At 57.4% G+C, this 14,537-nt stretch carries 15 protein-coding genes; 4 read left to right on the top strand and 11 right to left on the bottom strand.

Features of this window, described 5'->3' with window-relative positions:
- Positions 1 to 47: 47 nt before the first annotated feature.
- From AB4N64_RS12115 to AB4N64_RS12090, 6 genes are all read right to left on the bottom strand, one after another.
- Positions 48 to 719, bottom strand: coding sequence for a class I SAM-dependent methyltransferase (locus AB4N64_RS12115; protein ID WP_460125772.1), 672 nt, complete (start codon positions 717 to 719; stop codon positions 48 to 50).
- A 122-nt stretch (positions 720 to 841) separates the two neighbouring features.
- A complete protein-coding gene (locus AB4N64_RS12110; RefSeq protein WP_460125770.1) occupies positions 842 to 1,090 on the bottom strand; it encodes a transmembrane sensor/regulator PpyR in 249 nt (82 codons plus the stop codon).
- 89 nt (positions 1,091 to 1,179) lie between these two features.
- On the bottom strand, positions 1,180 to 2,385 hold the full coding sequence (locus AB4N64_RS12105; protein WP_460125768.1) for an NAD(P)/FAD-dependent oxidoreductase: 1,206 nt from the start codon (positions 2,383 to 2,385) through the stop codon (positions 1,180 to 1,182).
- 215 nt (positions 2,386 to 2,600) lie between these two features.
- On the bottom strand, positions 2,601 to 2,975 hold the full coding sequence (locus tag AB4N64_RS12100; protein ID WP_460125766.1) for a response regulator transcription factor: 375 nt from the start codon (positions 2,973 to 2,975) through the stop codon (positions 2,601 to 2,603).
- A gap of 99 nt (positions 2,976 to 3,074) precedes the next feature.
- Positions 3,075 to 3,725, bottom strand: a complete 651-nt coding sequence (locus AB4N64_RS12095) for a response regulator transcription factor (RefSeq protein WP_460125764.1) — start codon at positions 3,723 to 3,725, stop codon at positions 3,075 to 3,077.
- A 52-nt stretch (positions 3,726 to 3,777) separates the two neighbouring features.
- Positions 3,778 to 5,220, bottom strand: coding sequence for a sensor histidine kinase (locus AB4N64_RS12090; protein ID WP_460126727.1), 1,443 nt, complete (start codon positions 5,218 to 5,220; stop codon positions 3,778 to 3,780).
- A gap of 437 nt (positions 5,221 to 5,657) precedes the next feature.
- Between AB4N64_RS12090 and AB4N64_RS12085 the strand changes: the two genes are divergently transcribed.
- Positions 5,658 to 6,620 (top strand): LysR family transcriptional regulator, encoded by a 963-nt coding sequence (locus AB4N64_RS12085; protein ID WP_460125762.1) that lies wholly within the window; start codon positions 5,658 to 5,660, stop codon positions 6,618 to 6,620.
- A 27-nt stretch (positions 6,621 to 6,647) separates the two neighbouring features.
- A complete protein-coding gene (locus AB4N64_RS12080) occupies positions 6,648 to 8,093 on the top strand; it encodes a mechanosensitive ion channel domain-containing protein (protein ID WP_460125760.1) in 1,446 nt (481 codons plus the stop codon).
- Here the strand turns inward: AB4N64_RS12080 and AB4N64_RS12075 are convergent.
- From AB4N64_RS12075 to AB4N64_RS12065, 3 genes are all read right to left on the bottom strand, one after another.
- Positions 8,085 to 9,092 carry a GlxA family transcriptional regulator gene (locus tag AB4N64_RS12075; RefSeq protein WP_460125758.1) on the bottom strand — a complete coding sequence of 336 codons (1,008 nt, stop codon included), beginning with the start codon at positions 9,090 to 9,092 and terminating at the stop codon, positions 8,085 to 8,087. The two genes, AB4N64_RS12080 and AB4N64_RS12075, sit on opposite strands and share 9 nt — an antisense overlap.
- 97 nt (positions 9,093 to 9,189) lie before the next feature.
- Positions 9,190 to 10,716, bottom strand: a complete 1,527-nt coding sequence (locus AB4N64_RS12070; protein WP_460125756.1) for a sensor histidine kinase — start codon at positions 10,714 to 10,716, stop codon at positions 9,190 to 9,192.
- A gap of 154 nt (positions 10,717 to 10,870) precedes the next feature.
- On the bottom strand, positions 10,871 to 11,392 hold the full coding sequence (locus AB4N64_RS12065) for a hypothetical protein (RefSeq protein ID WP_460125754.1): 522 nt from the start codon (positions 11,390 to 11,392) through the stop codon (positions 10,871 to 10,873).
- A 446-nt stretch (positions 11,393 to 11,838) separates the two neighbouring features.
- Here AB4N64_RS12065 and AB4N64_RS12060 point away from each other — a divergent pair, with 446 nt between their 5' ends.
- Complete coding sequence (locus AB4N64_RS12060; RefSeq protein ID WP_460126725.1) at positions 11,839 to 12,141, top strand: response regulator transcription factor; 303 nt, start codon at positions 11,839 to 11,841, stop codon at positions 12,139 to 12,141.
- A gap of 202 nt (positions 12,142 to 12,343) precedes the next feature.
- Positions 12,344 to 12,679, top strand: a complete 336-nt coding sequence (locus AB4N64_RS12055) for a hypothetical protein (protein ID WP_460125752.1) — start codon at positions 12,344 to 12,346, stop codon at positions 12,677 to 12,679.
- 211 nt (positions 12,680 to 12,890) lie between these two features.
- On the opposite strand, the gene AB4N64_RS12050 is transcribed toward AB4N64_RS12055, so the two are convergent.
- Positions 12,891 to 13,838: an MBL fold metallo-hydrolase gene (locus AB4N64_RS12050; protein ID WP_460125750.1), complete on the bottom strand. Its 948-nt coding sequence runs from the start codon at positions 13,836 to 13,838 to the stop codon at positions 12,891 to 12,893.
- A 269-nt stretch (positions 13,839 to 14,107) separates the two neighbouring features.
- Positions 14,108 to 14,485 carry a response regulator transcription factor gene (locus AB4N64_RS12045; protein ID WP_460125748.1) on the bottom strand — a complete coding sequence of 126 codons (378 nt, stop codon included), beginning with the start codon at positions 14,483 to 14,485 and terminating at the stop codon, positions 14,108 to 14,110.
- Positions 14,486 to 14,537: the final 52 nt, after the last annotated feature.

Below are 14,537 nucleotides of genomic sequence, written 5' to 3'. Positions count from 1 at the left end.
GCTGGCATTCGTGCGCAGCTAAAGCTCGCAGCAAGGCGGCACGTTGCTCATCGTTGCGGCTCGGCGACCAGCAGCAACGACTGTGGCATGGCGCTTTGCGGGTGCTGCGGTTCCTGCAAGCCAGTCAGCCTGAACCCCGCCATGTCCAGCGCATTGATCCAGCTGGAGAGGGTGCGCATGTACCACGGCATCGGTTGCCAGTTTCCCTTGAAACTGTCGAAGGTCTCTTCGCGCCAGCCATCCTGATAGTCCCCTGCGGCGGCTACCCAGGGGTGCAGGGTCTGGATCACCAGTGCGCCACCTGGGGCGAGCAGGGCGTTCATCGCCGCGAGTAGCGCGATGATGTCCTGGTGCAGCAAGGCGAAGTTGGCGCAGATCAGGTTGTAGTCGCGGCCGATGTCCACCGTGGCCTCCTCCAATTGCTGGTAGGTCGCCAGGTGCACCAGAGCAGAGCCCGCCGTCCGAGCCGCTTCGACCAATCTCGCGTCGCCATCCACGCCGACTGCCGTGATGCCGCGTTCGGCCAGCACCCGCAACAACCAGCCTTCACCGCAACCCAGGTCAAGCACCCGCTCGGGTTGCCGGCCCAGAATGGCCAGCAGAACGGCCCCGTCAGTGACCTGAACACGACTGTCGATAGCGCCACCCCGAACCGCTTCGATCCAGGCCTGGGCGTTGTGCTGCCAGCTTTGTAAAAGAATGGATTCGTTAGAACTCATGGCGAAATCCGCTGTGAAAGGACTCCCACCAGAATAAGCGTACACCCCTGTGGGAGCGAGCACGCTCGCGAAAAAAAAGCCCGCCATAAAAACAAGTGGCGGGCTTTTGGGAAGTGTTGAATTCAGCCGATGGGGGCGCTTTGCTCGAGTCGCAGTCGGTTGAGCGCCAGCAACCGCATCACGTAACCCAGCTTGATCGCGGTCGGGCCAAGGATCGTCAGGGCGTGGGCACCGATCAGCTGTGGCAGGCTCAGATAGGCATCAAAGTCATAAGCCAGGAAGATACCTGTAATCAGCATCACCAGCCCTCCAATCAGCAGCAAGTGAGACAGTTTCAACACCCGATGGGGACTTTCGAAAAATACATACATGCCGATCATCCCGACGCAGGTGTCTTGAGGCGTATTGCATGTCCGCAGCACGGTGTGATCCGCACTGCGGGCAGTCACAGGCAGGCGGCTCAGGCCACTGGAATCGACGGGTCGGCCGCGGCCAGGGCGGTGGCACGGTCGGCTGCCGGAGGGTAGATCCACACGGTGTTGATCTGGGTCTTGAGGTCCTTGGCTTCTTTGCCGACCAGCTTGACCTGACGGTCCCACCCTTCGGTGTACACGGCGCCCCAGGCACCCAGGTCCAGGCAAGTCACGTACTTGGGCTGGGTGTAAGGCGTTGGTTTGACACCTAGCAAATCCGCCGCGACGTTATTGCCGGCATAACGGCCCAGGGCGATTGCGTGCTGGCAGGACATGGCGGCATAGTTGCCGTCCGCATCGGTGGCGGCGTACGCCGTATCACCGGCCGCATAAACGTCATCGTGGCCGAGAACTTTCAGGTTGGCGTCAACGTGCAGGCGACCTTGGGGGTCTCGGGTGCCGGCCACCTGCTCGGTGAGCGGGCTGGCCCGGAAACCGACGGTCCAGATCACTGTATTGGACTCGATATGCTGACCGTCGGCCAAGGTCACGCCGCCAGCATCCACTGCAGCGACCGAGGCGTTAAGAATCCACTCGACACCCAATTCCCGCGATGCTTCGAGAAGCGATGGTCCGATACCGACGCCTAGCGACGCGCCCGGAGTTGGCGCCCGATCCACCACAATGACGCGGATCGGTGTGTCGTCACCCAGTGCGGCACGCAAACGGGCAGGCATTTCGGTAGCGGTTTCGATGCCGGTGAATCCACCGCCGCAAACGACCACGGTGTTACGCGCAGGTGTATAGGGCCGGTCTTTCAACGCCTTGATGTGTGTCTCAAGCTCGATGGCTGCTCCCATTTCGTCGACATCGAAAGCGTGTTCATTGACACCTTTCAACCCTGCAGGACGAATGAGCTTGCTGCCGGCAGCCACTACGAGGCGATCATAGCTGAGCGTCCCCTGAGTGCCGAACACGTCGCTGTAGCTGACCTGTTTCTTATCGGTATCGATAGTGTCCGCGGTGCCCTTGATGAATTTCACGCCTACGGCATCAAACAATTCGCCGAGTGGTGCGGCCAGGGTGTGTGCATCAGGCTCGTAAAAACGTGGGCGAATGCGCAATTCGGCCTGTGGCGCCAGGAGCGTGATCTGTATGTCGTTGCGGTCATGCTTGTCCAACAGACGGGCGGCGCTCAACGCGCTCCAGACCCCACCGAACCCTGCGCCAATAACAAGAATTTGCTGTTTCATCGGAAGACTCCAGGAGAAAAAATCGATCGTTTACCGGGTTGGCTGTTCGAGCGTGACCGTGTTCCTGATTGAATCGCGGAACGGTTCGATTCGCTGTTGGGAGATGCTATCGATCGGCCGAATGAAGAACACTTCTACATAGGGTCAATCACGCCACGCCTAGGTGTGATAGGGATATACGAAGGTATTAATTCGATCCTGCATTGCAGATCAGGTCAGTTCAGGTGATTGAACACGTCTTCCAGGCACGCAATGAGTTCGGCGCAGGAGAACGGCTTCGGAAAGTAGGCGATGGGTTCCGGGGAGTGGAGGTTGAGGGGGGGAGGGGTTCCTTGAAAGCCGGTGATGAATATCACCGGAATATTCATGCCTCTGGCCGACAACTCGTCGTGTAATTGCGTGCCCGACATGCCGGGCATTTGAATATCGGAGATAAGGCAACGCGTATCATGCGGCCCGCTGGACGCGAGGAAGGTTTCAGCGTCAGCATATGTCCGCACTGTGTAGCCGTTCGACCGCAGCAGACTGTCCAGTGCATTACGCACGGACTCGTCATCATCGACAACGGATACAACAGCGGCCTGGGGCATTGGTCTTCCTGGGGGGCGCAGAACCCAACAGGGGTGTCCGCCGTCCCCGCAAGATACGCCCTCCCGTCGCTTGTCATACTATACGTGCGTATAAAGGCTTCATCGGGCCTGGTCCACCCCGAGTGTCTGGGCCATACGAACCAGATCGGCGAAAGAGCGCGCGAACATTTTACGCATCGCCTGGCCGCGATGAATTTTTACCGTGATTTCGCTCAGGCCAATTTCGCTGGCAATCTGCTTATTCATCAGGCCGGATGCCGCCAGTGTCATCACGGTTTGCTCTCTGGGCGTAAGCGTTGCGTAACGACTGCGTAACTCATCGTTGCCACGTTCGGCCTCACGCCGTTGTTTGTCACGCACATGCGCTGCGGATACAGCGTCAATCAGATCCTGCTCCCGAAATGGTTTTGTCAGGAAGTCCACGGCGCCGGCCTTCATCGCTCTCACCGTCATCGCAATATCTCCATGTCCGGTCATGAAAACGATTGGCAGATTGATATTGGCCATCAGTAATTCATTCTGGAAGTCCAGGCCGCTCGTGCCTTGCAGCCGCACGTCCAGTACGAGGCAACTGGGGAGGTCAGGACGAGTGAAGTTCATGAACTCGGCGACCGAGTCAAATAACTCAACCTGCAAACCGACCGAGCGCAACAAACTGCCGAGCGCGTCACGCAGGGGGGCATCGTCATCGACGATGAAAACCATGGGCTCGAGATTGATGACTTTGTTCATGGGGTGCTGTTCGTTCATGGGGCATCCGTAGAGTGCTGAATCCTTGGATCGGCGACGCTGGGGCGGTCATTCAGCGCCCGGTGGTATTCGCCGATACGGGTATTGAAAACTTGAATGAGGTCCCCCGGCCGACCGTGCTGGTCGCCCATATTCGCCCGTCGTGAAAATTGATGATCGAGCGACAGATCGACAGACCCATGCCCAGTCCGGTCTCTTTGGTGGTGAAGAAGGGGGTGAACAGCGAAGGCATGACCTCTGCGTGTATGCCCATTCCCTGATCGGCCACTTCCACGACGGCCGCGCCGGCCACGACCCAGGTACGCACCCACAATACGCGATCGCAAACCTGCACTTGCTCCATTGCGTGGCAGGCATTAATGATCAGATTGATGATGACTTGCTGCAGCTGTACCCGATCGACGTTCACTTGACCTGAATGCGCCAGCAGCTCGACTTTCAGCGTTACGCCCTTGTGGGTCAGCTCTTGTTGAACCAGCGCGAGTGTCTCATTGACGATCTCGTCCACGAACTCGCTCTGGCGTAGAGGATCGCACTTTCGGGAGAGGGCCCGGATTCGACCGATGACGTCGCTGGCACGTCCCGCGCTGGCGACAATTCGGTCCAGTGATTGCAGCGCTTCAGGGAGGTCTGGCTCAGGCCGATCCAGCCAGCGTCGACAGGCTTCGCCACTGCTGGTGATTGCAGTGAGGGGCTGATTGACCTCGTGAGCAATGGAGGCGGCGAGTTCGCCGAGTGACGTCACGCGGGTAACGTGCGCCAGTTGTGCGTGCGCGCAAAAGAGGGCCGATTCGGCTTCCTTGCTGGCTGTAATGTCCATCAGCGCGCCAATGTATTCGCAGCGGTCATGTTGCTCGAACAACGGGCTGGCAATCATATGCACGTGCTTGATCCGGCCGTCGGGCAACAGCACCCTGTGTTTGACTTCAATCAGGGCGTCGTGGCGGGCAGCCTTGGCAAATACTTCGTGCACTAGGTGCAAATCATCGGGGTGAGTGCGTGCCAGAACCATTTGCGCACTTAGCGGGACGTTCGCCGAATACTCGAAGATCCTCGCTGATTCGTCCGACCATGACATAGCCTTGCCATCACCGCTGAAACCAACACTGCCCGTCTGGCTCAGTCGCTGCGCGCCGATCAGATACAGCTCGTTGTGGTGCAGCCGCTCCGCAGCGTATTTGCTGCGCAGCGCCAAAAAAGTAATCGCCGACAGGGCGGTCAAGCAGCGGAAAAATCCGGTAGTCGAATTCCAGTGTTGATAACCGCCGTTGTAAAGATAGGTTGCGGTCAGCAGCAATATGCACAGCAACGCGACGGAAATCACCACGTTGATCGAGAAGAGATTGGCCGCCATCAATAACAAGGTGATGTAAAGGATCGTTGGCGCGAAGTCGGTTTGCGTTTCAGAGTTGATTATCACGATCCCGCAGGCGACCACGAGTCCGATGAGCCATCCCAGGGCATTGAACCAGGGATTGGGGCTGATGTTTATCATGGTGTTGAGGGTATTCGGGCTGGAAGCGTGCGGTGTCTTGGCGAAGATGTTGGAGATAAAGGGTAACGCTTTGTGCGCACTGGCAGACCGATTCTTTTTCATTATTGCCCTGCACTTCGGATAGCGGGGAGAGGGTGCATGGGGCGATATCGTACAAAGCAATGGTTCTCATCCGATAGGACATAAACCCCTGAAATTCGGCCACTGACTTGCATCTTGCGATGGCGGATTTCCCGCCCTTATTGCCCGTCGCCATACTCAGGTATGAAACGCCACACCCATGGATGAGTGCCCTGTCCTGAGGTACGACATACGTTTGCCGGTCAGCGGCATAACCTGTTCACACATTGCGCATCGTTGCTCCGGACTGTTGATAGGGGGGGCGAGATGGCACGCCGATACTCCAACCTGAAAGGCTTCAATGCCGGGCGGTTTACATGATGAACAGAAATGACCTGCGTCGTGCTGACATCAATCTGCTGGTTGTCTTCGAGTCGATGATGCACGAGCGAAATGTCAGTCGAGTTGGCGAGAAGCTTTTCCTCGGCCAACCGACGATCAGCAGTGCTTTAGGCCGCTTGCGCTTGATGTTCGACGATCCATTGTTCATCCGGTCAGGGCGGGTGATGGAACCGACTTCAAGAGCCGAGGAGATTTTTTCCAATCTGGCCCCTGCGCTTGACGGCATTGCCGCAGCCCTGAGTCGCTGTCAGGTATTCGACCCTGCTACCAGCGAGGCAACGTTCCACGTAGGCCTCTCGGATGATGTCGAATACGCGCTGTTGCCTTCGCTATTGCGTCGTCTACGCATCGAGGCTCCCAACATGACGCTGGTGGTGCGTCGCGCGGACCACTGGCAAATGCCCCAGTTGTTGACCTCTGGGGAAATTTCAATCGGGATCAGTCATACCCTTGAACTGCCCGCCAACGCGCGGCGCAAGGGACTGCGTACAACCCGTCCGATGTTGTTGCGTGCCGATTCTCAGTCTGGTGAGTTGGGCCTCGACGAGTTTTGTCGCCGTCCACATGCGGTGGTGTCTTCGATGGGGAATGTCATCGAGGAGGCCGATCGCACACTCAGCCACATCGGCCGCCAACGCAAGGTGGTGTTGGCGGTGCCACAATTCAGCGCGTTGCCCGTACTGATGGCCGACAGCGACATGATCGCTATCGTGCCCGATTACATTGCCCGTTCCATGGCCATGATCGATGGCCTGCGTGCCGAGTTCGCTCCGCTGGATCTTCCACAGCAGGAGCTTTCGATGGTCTGGCGCGGGGCGACTCACAACGACCCGGCAGAACGCTGGTTACGCTCACGATGCAGCGCGTTTCTGAGCGAACAGGACGAGCCGCTGATGCAACCAGCCTGTACTGCAAATAATCTTATGTCCGTCGCTTGAGCGGATGTCAATGGCCGGGAATACACCATGCTGCTCTTTCTCCAGACTCATCCCCTGATCACCGGAGCGCTTCTGGTTTTGCTGGACTTGTCACTTTGGCGTGGGCTCGGCGTCGGCCAGCCGGTGTGGCGCATGTGTTCTCGCATCACGGTTTTCGTCGGGTTTTCCTGGGTAATGACGGCGGCGGGCATCAGCCCGTTACAGCCTCCGCTATGGCCGGAAGACGCGATTCTAAACCTGATGGCAACCATTATCGGCATCGTTTGGTGGTTGTTTGCAGCCAGGACACTTACGGTGGTGCTTGGCGCCGGCCTGACCTCGCGCGGCGGGCACACCGCACGCTTGCTCCACGACGTGCTTGGAGCGGCCATCTTCCTCATGGCGATTGTCGGCGCCGCTGCTTATGTCTTGCAGTTGCCGGTCAAGGGGTTGCTCGCGACCTCAGGGGTGATGGCAATTGTCATTGGTCTGGCGCTGCAAAGTACGCTGAGCGATGTGTTCTCGGGCATCGTGCTCAATACCACCAAACCCTACGAAGTGGATGACTGGATCGTTATCGACGGCGTTGAGGGCAGGGTGGTGGAGATCGATTGGCGTTCTACCCACCTGCTGACCAAGCTGGGCAGTACGGCCGTGGTCCCCAATTCACTCGCGGCAAAAGCCAAGATACTCAACCTCAGCCGACCCGGTAATGCTTACGGGGTCAGCATCGTGATGGCGATTCCCAGCAGCGTGCGTCCACGTCGAGCCATCGATGCCCTGGAAAAAGCCTTGCAAGGCACTCGCGCCTTGCTCCCCGGATTCAAGCCCAAGGTCTCGGTGAAAAGTTCGCACCTGGAATACAACGAATACGAACTGAAGGGGTTCATCGAGTCGTTATCCCACAAGACCGAGGTGCGCAACCTCATGTTCGATCTCGCTCATCGTCATCTCCAGGCGGCAGGCGTCACCTGGGAGGTCGCGCCGGGTAAGCAGGCGTGGAGTCGACCGCGCCATTTGTTGGAAGATGTGCGGATATTTCGCTCCCTCGGTATTGAGGATCGAGACCGGCTCGCCGACCATATGACCGCTGTTGACTACCAGGCTAACCAGGTGTTGTTGGCGTTCGACGCCGTGGCTGATTGTTTGATGATTATCAGCACGGGTGTGGTCTCGGTGTCGATCCACGACGGTGAGCGTCTCATCGAAGCCGGGCGCATGGGGCCGGGGGAAGTGCTGGGCGAGGAAGGTATCCTCAACGAAGGACGCTCGCGAGGTGAGTTTCGCAGCCTCACCAGCGGCCGGTTATTTCGCATCGAGCGCGACATGCTCGACCCCCAACTGGAGCAAAGCAGCGACCTGCATGTTGCCTTGGACAACCTGATACACCAGCGCGAGGAAATTCGAGAGTCGGTCGTGACGAAAAAAACGGTGCACGCCAAGCGCAGTGGTTTGCTCGGCTGGCTACAGAAGAAACGCCTGCCGTCAGCGTGAAAACCGGCTGCGATACTCGCGCGGCGAAATGGAAAGGTGGCGATGGAAGGTGTAGCGCATCCGCTCTTCATCGCCAAATCCGCACAACTGAGCGATTTGATCGATGTTGCGTTCGGAATCCTCCAGCATCCGCCGCGCGGCTTCCATGCGGAACATTTCCAAGGCCTTGGCCGGTGTGCGCCCGACCTTGCGCTTGTACACCCTGGAAAAGTTGCGCGGGCTCATCTGTGCCTGGCGAGCCAGGGACTCAACGGTCAAATTGGCGTCGCCCAGGTTCGCGCTGATCCATAAATGCAAGTCGTCGAAGCTGCCGCCGTCATCCATCTGCGATTGCAACAGGTGGCTGAATTGCGCCTGGCCGCCAGGACGCTTGAGATAGATTACCAACTCCCGAGCCACCTCGAGCGCCACTTCGCGACCGCAGTCGGCTTCGACCAATGCCAGTGACATGTCGATGCCGGTGCTCACCCCGGCCGAGGTCCAGACCGCGCCTTGCTGGATGAAAATGGCATCAATGTCCACATCGATCGTCGGGAAGCCGCTTTTAAGCATGTCGCACATCGCCCAGTGTGTCGCGGCGCGCAAGCCTTCCAGCAAACCCGCCTGGGCCATCAGGAACGTACCGCTGCACACAGAGGCCGTACGTCTGGCGTTCGCCGCTGCTTCGCGTAGCCAATTCACCAGCGCAACCTCGTCGTCCATGGCCTGGCGGATGTTCGGCGCGCCAGGCACGATCAGTGTGTCTACCGGCAGTCCAGTGAAATCCTTGAGTGACGTGGTGTGCACTGACAGGCCTTCGGCCGTTGGAATAAGGCCGCCTTCAAGGCTCGCCGTGTGCATGGCATAGCCCGGCAGCCCGCGTGCGGCCATGGCCTTGGACGCGGCCCAGAACACAGTCTGGGCTCCTGTCAGGTCGAGCAGTCCCATTTGTGGGTACGCCAGGAAAACAACCGTGCGTGGTTGCGAGAGGGCGGCAGTTGGGCTGGCAATTGAATTCATGTCGGCATTACCACTCGTTTTTCGCCAATCAGGGGCGAGTCAGGACCTGTGTTGAGTATCGGGTTCAGTATCATCTCAGCGAGCTGACAACCCTTGATTATCCGAAGCTCAGGCTTGGCACGAGGTCGTGCGTGCCAGGCGCCTGAAAGGTGCTTGAGGTTGCTTGTGCCGCCGTGATCAGGGGCAGGGCGAACATGAATGTCGCGCCTTGACCTTCGAAGCTCGTCGCCCAGATTCTGCCCTCATGGCACTCGATGATCGAGCGACAGATGGATAATCCCATGCCCAAGCCCTCCGCCTTCGTCGTGTAAAACGCGTTGAACAGCGAGGCGAGCTGACCGGTTTCTATGCCCTTGCCGCTGTCCTTCACCGCGATCATCACTTCGTGGCCTTCCACCCAGGTTCGAATGTTCAGGTAGCGTTTTCGTTCGCCCAGATGACTCATGGCCTGGCAGGCATTCATTACCAGGTTGATGATCACCTGTTGCAGTTGGACACGGTCGCCTTTGATGATCGCACCGCCTGCCTGCAAGAATATATTCTGTTGTATGTGTTTGTGACTCAGCTCGTACTGAATCAGGGTCAGCGTATCTGTCACGATGGTATCGAATGGGTGATCCTGAGGCTGCGACACACACTTCTTCGAGAGTGAGCGCACGCCCGTGATGATTTCATTGGCGCGTCGCGCGCTTTGAATGATTCGATGGACGGACGCCTTCACTTCACCGAGGTCCGGTCGATCACGATCCATCCAGCGCAGGCATGATTCGCCGCTGGAGACAATGGCCGCCAAGGGTTGGTTGACTTCATGGGCGATGGACGCCGCAAGCTCTCCCAGCGAAGTCACGCGGCTGACATGCGCCAACTGCGCCTGCGAATCGAACAGCGCCTGTTCCGCTTTACGCGCCGAGGTGATGTCCATCAGGGCAACCACGTATTCCCGATCATGAGCGTTGCCCAGGTTTATTGCATTGATCAGCACCTGGACGTAGCGCAGGCTACCGTCTGGCATGATCAGGCGACGCTCAAGCTCGACGTTGCTCCCCAACTCGCCCGTGGCCAGCTGGCTTAACAGCTCTTCAGCGCGGGGACGGTCGTCCGGGTGCAGCCGGTCATCCATCAAGCGCCAGGAAGGCTCGACGTCCAGGGGATATCCATAAATACGAAAAGCCTCCTCAGACCAATGAATTTCCTTGCATTGACCCCGAGCGAAGCGCATACCCATGCTGCCGGTCTGGCTGAGTCGTTGCGCGCCGTTGAGAAAGGCTTGATTGCGGCGCAGTTCATTGGTTGACCATTTGCTGCGTAAGGTCAGCAATGTGATGGTGACCAACGACACAACACATCTGACGTAGCCAGCGATACTGCCTTGCGACTCGTAGAAGTATTCGATAACGAAGCCGCCGGTAATCAGGACGAAGCAGAATAACGCGATAATCAGAACAATTCTGATGGAGAAAACATGGGCAGACATGAACAACAGTGTGATGTAAAGCACTGCATGCGCCAGGTCTGAATCAAGCATCAGGTTGATGGTGGATATAGTGATGGCTGCCGAAAAGGAGGCTATGAAAGCCAGTCGGTCTGACGCCAGGAATCGTTTGCACAACCGGGTCAGCATCATCTTTTCGCCTTCTATACACATTTGAGGGTATTAACAGGAAAGAACCGCAGCATGCCGGGTCCTGAAAAAGCGCTCTTATGCAAGAGCGCCATATAACCGGTTCGGTTGACACTAACGAATTAGATGATCGATTCTGCTACTAAGTGAATCGTGGTCAGTCCATCGAAAAGTGCGCATTGATGGACATGGCAGAATCGTATCCCTGTCCGGCATATGCCACGCGGCGTTCGATCAGGCGATCGGAGCCGCCTTCGGCCACGCGACGTTCAATCAGGCGATCGGAGCCGCCTTCGGCCACGCGGCGTTCGATCAGGCGATCGGAGCCGCCTTCGGCCACGCGACGTTCAATCAGGCGATCGGAGCCGCCTTCGGCCACGCGACGTTCGATCAGGCGATCGGAGCCGCCCTCGGCCACGCGACGTTCAATCAGGCGATCAGAGCCGCCTTCGGCCACGCGACGTTCGATCAGGCGATCGGAGCCGCCTTCGGCAATACGAGTGGGAGCCGATTTTGCACGATACTCTGGCTCGGGGGGAGAGGTGTCATCTTGAGCACTATTCTCGCGGCCGGCGACGACATTGGATTCAACGCAGGTCTCCCTGGCAACCGAATTTCCAGCGATCAAACCTGTTGCAGCAAGAAAAGCGATGGCGAGGCCAAAGTCGGAAGTCTTCATCATATTCACCCTACGTGGTCAGTTGGCTACGTCATGAACATTCCGGTCATTCGATGCGCTATTCATGCTGTAGAGCGTTTAACTGGGATAATGTGGTGTGCCGGAATGAGTTCAATAGTAAAGGACTGAGCGGTCGCGTCACTTATGCAAACGGTTTCTTCAGCGGTATCTAGGTATGAATTATTCACACTTAAGTATGAGTGGCTGGAAGTAAGGGTGGGTGAGCGATTTCTTGGGTGGATTGAATATAAAAAGATTATGTGCAGGAACCTATACATATGTATGTTGAAACAAGTTTTGGCGGGTGACAGTCTTCAATCAGGTGGGGGCTTGTCAAATAGCTCCCAATGCATTGAAGGTTGAGTTAATTGTTAATCACACCAATAATTTCGATCGTTGATGACGACGACACCGTCCGTATTTCTTTGGACAGCTTGGTCAGGTCAATGGGCTACAGCGCGCGGACGTATGCCTGTGCGGAAGATTACCTGGCGGACAGCGCGAATGATCTGACGGCTTGTCTTATCTCTGATATCCGCATGCCCGGCATGAGTGGGTTTCAATTGTTTCAAGCGTTGCAGGCCAGGGGGCACTGTTTCCCAGTGATCTTCATCACCGCCTGCCAGCGTGAGTCTTCCGAACAGAAGGCCCAGGAACTGGGAGCTGCAGGGTATTTCCGGAAACCGTTCAGCGGTCATCAATTGATGTCCCGGGTGCAGGCCGTTCTCAGCGCCAGGTCGGACGGTTAGCGCCGCGTCCGGAAGGCGGTTCGGCCGACTATTGTTAGAAGTAATAGTGATCATCACCAAACGCAAGTTCCACTTTGTGAGCATTGATCGGAAAATGGCCCTCATCGAGAGCAGATCATGAAGTTGCACAGATACATCGGCGAATACCGTTATGGCGCAGCTTTCGAACTGATCAACCAAACTTTTTTTCAGGATGAGACCGATGCGTCGTTTATTTTTTTCTGCCATCGCGGTGGCCTCGCTCGCCGGTTGCGCTTCGGCGCCGAATGACCCGACCCTGACCCTGCAAACCAGCAAGACCCCGGCCGAATACGCCGACTGCGTTGTACCCAGGTTGCAGGGCGATGCGATGAACCCGACGGTCTCGCAGACCCAGCGCAGCTACCGGATCGTGGTACCGAGCAAAATCTCGGCCGACAACGTGGTGGAGGCCTACAAGGCTGGCAGTGGCGGCAAGGTCTTCATCTACGAACGACACTTGCTGGCATCGAACTTCTTGCCCTCGAGTTTTGGCCGCGTTGCCCAGGATTGCATCTGACTCCCGCTGTAAACGATTTGCCCTGAGCTCCTTTGGTTGGCCGCAACCAACCAATTCCTTTGCCCCACGCCTGATCGGATGTGGGGTTTTTTTTGCCTGTTGGTAGGAGCCAGTTTGTCGAGGCGTCCAATCGCGAGCAAGCTCGTTCCCACAAGCGAAACGACAACGCCCCCGACCGCAAGGCCGGGGGCGTTGTTGTCAAATCTGCGGATCAGTAGTCCCAGAACGCTGCAATCCAGCGGAACGCGTTGCCATCCACGGCCACTCGGCCCACGGAAGGAAACGGCAGGTGGGTAGCCACGAACAGCTCACCGCTTGCAGCGGCTTCCTGCATCAGGCGCACCCGCACGCGCACCGACTCTTCGGGGTCATGTTCGAAGCCGTTGTGCCAATCCGGGTGCTCGAAGGCAACGGGGAACAGCGCGTCACCGGCAAAGGTCAGCTTCTCGCCGCCGGAGTTCACATAGACCACGCAGTGCCCCGGAGTATGACCGCCTGTGAGTTTGGCCACTACGCCCGGTGCCACCTCATGCTCGTCATCGAATGTGCGCACGTTGCTGCGGTAATCGTTAATGAACTGATTGGCGGTCGCGCGAAGCACATCGGGCACCGGAGACGGCATGTCGGTGTGCTCGAAATCGGGTGATTCCCAGAACGCCACCTCAGTCGCGGTCACGTGGATGCGTACATCCGGACGCAGGCTGTTCTTCACCTCGTCGACCAACAGTCCGCCAATATGGTCCATGTGCATGTGGGTGATGATGATGTCGGTCACGGAAGCGAGGTCGATACCGGCGTTTTCCAGACGTTTGGGGAATTGGCCGGCCCTTGGAAAGCCGGGAAATTGTCCGCCCAGTCCGGCGTCCACCAAAATGGTCTGTTCACCGGTGCGGATCACGAGCACGTTCAATGCCCAGTCGAATGCGTCGGGTCCCACGTAGATGCTCTTGAACCAGGCTGCACGAGTGGCGGGGTCGACATTGGTGGACATGGTCGAAGTCGGCAGCGGCAGCACGCCATCGCTGACTACCAGCACGTCGATCTCGCCGACACGCAGGGCGTAGCGAGACGGCACCAACTCTTCGAATCCGGCGGTGCCGGGGTTGAACGCGCTGGTAGGTTCGATGGCTTGTGGGTGGGTATCCAGATGCAAGGTCATGGTCAGTCTCCGATGGTAGTGGATAATTTCAGATGAAATTTTCCTCTGCCCCACGGCTGTTCAGTAGTGACCAGTAAAAGTTGATTAAACTTTCACAGTGCAACTATTGGACGCCGCAAGTTCAGTCTATTTATTCAAGGCAGCAGCGGTTTGCTGTGAATTCATAGTATTGGCGCAGGGGCCAGGGTGCAGTTCTACCTCGGTTCAGAAAAACCATACGTCAGTGGCATTGGCCTATACGAAGGTTTGGTTTGGTGTTGCGAGGGCGCTCAGCGTGGCTGATGGAGGGCGGTTTCTATGCAGCTCAGAAGTTTAGTGGTTTCACAGGGTTTGGGCAGGTAGGCAATCAGCGTCGGCGAATCGGAGATCGTCGAAGGCAGGGCTTCAGGGTAAGCCGTGATGAAGATCGTGGGGATGTGATAACCCATGGCGAGCAGTTTCTGGTGCAACTCAAGGCCGCTCATGCCGGGCATCTGTATGTCGGAAATCAGGCATTGGGTATGCGCCGGATCGTTTGTTTCGAGAAATGCCAGGGCGCTGCAGTAAGTCTTTATCTTGTAGCCGATGGAGCGCAGCAAGTTTTCAAGTCCAAGCCGAACCGAATCGTCATCATCAACGATTGCAACGATTTGCAGATCTTGGGTCATCAGGTGTGCTCATGAAGTGTTCTATCGTGCGTACAACATACGCGAAGTGCGA

This window comes from Pseudomonas sp. S2_C03 (assembly GCF_054668405.1).
Note: the sequence above shows the minus strand (reverse complement) of the source record. Positions and strands in the feature narration are given on the sequence as shown.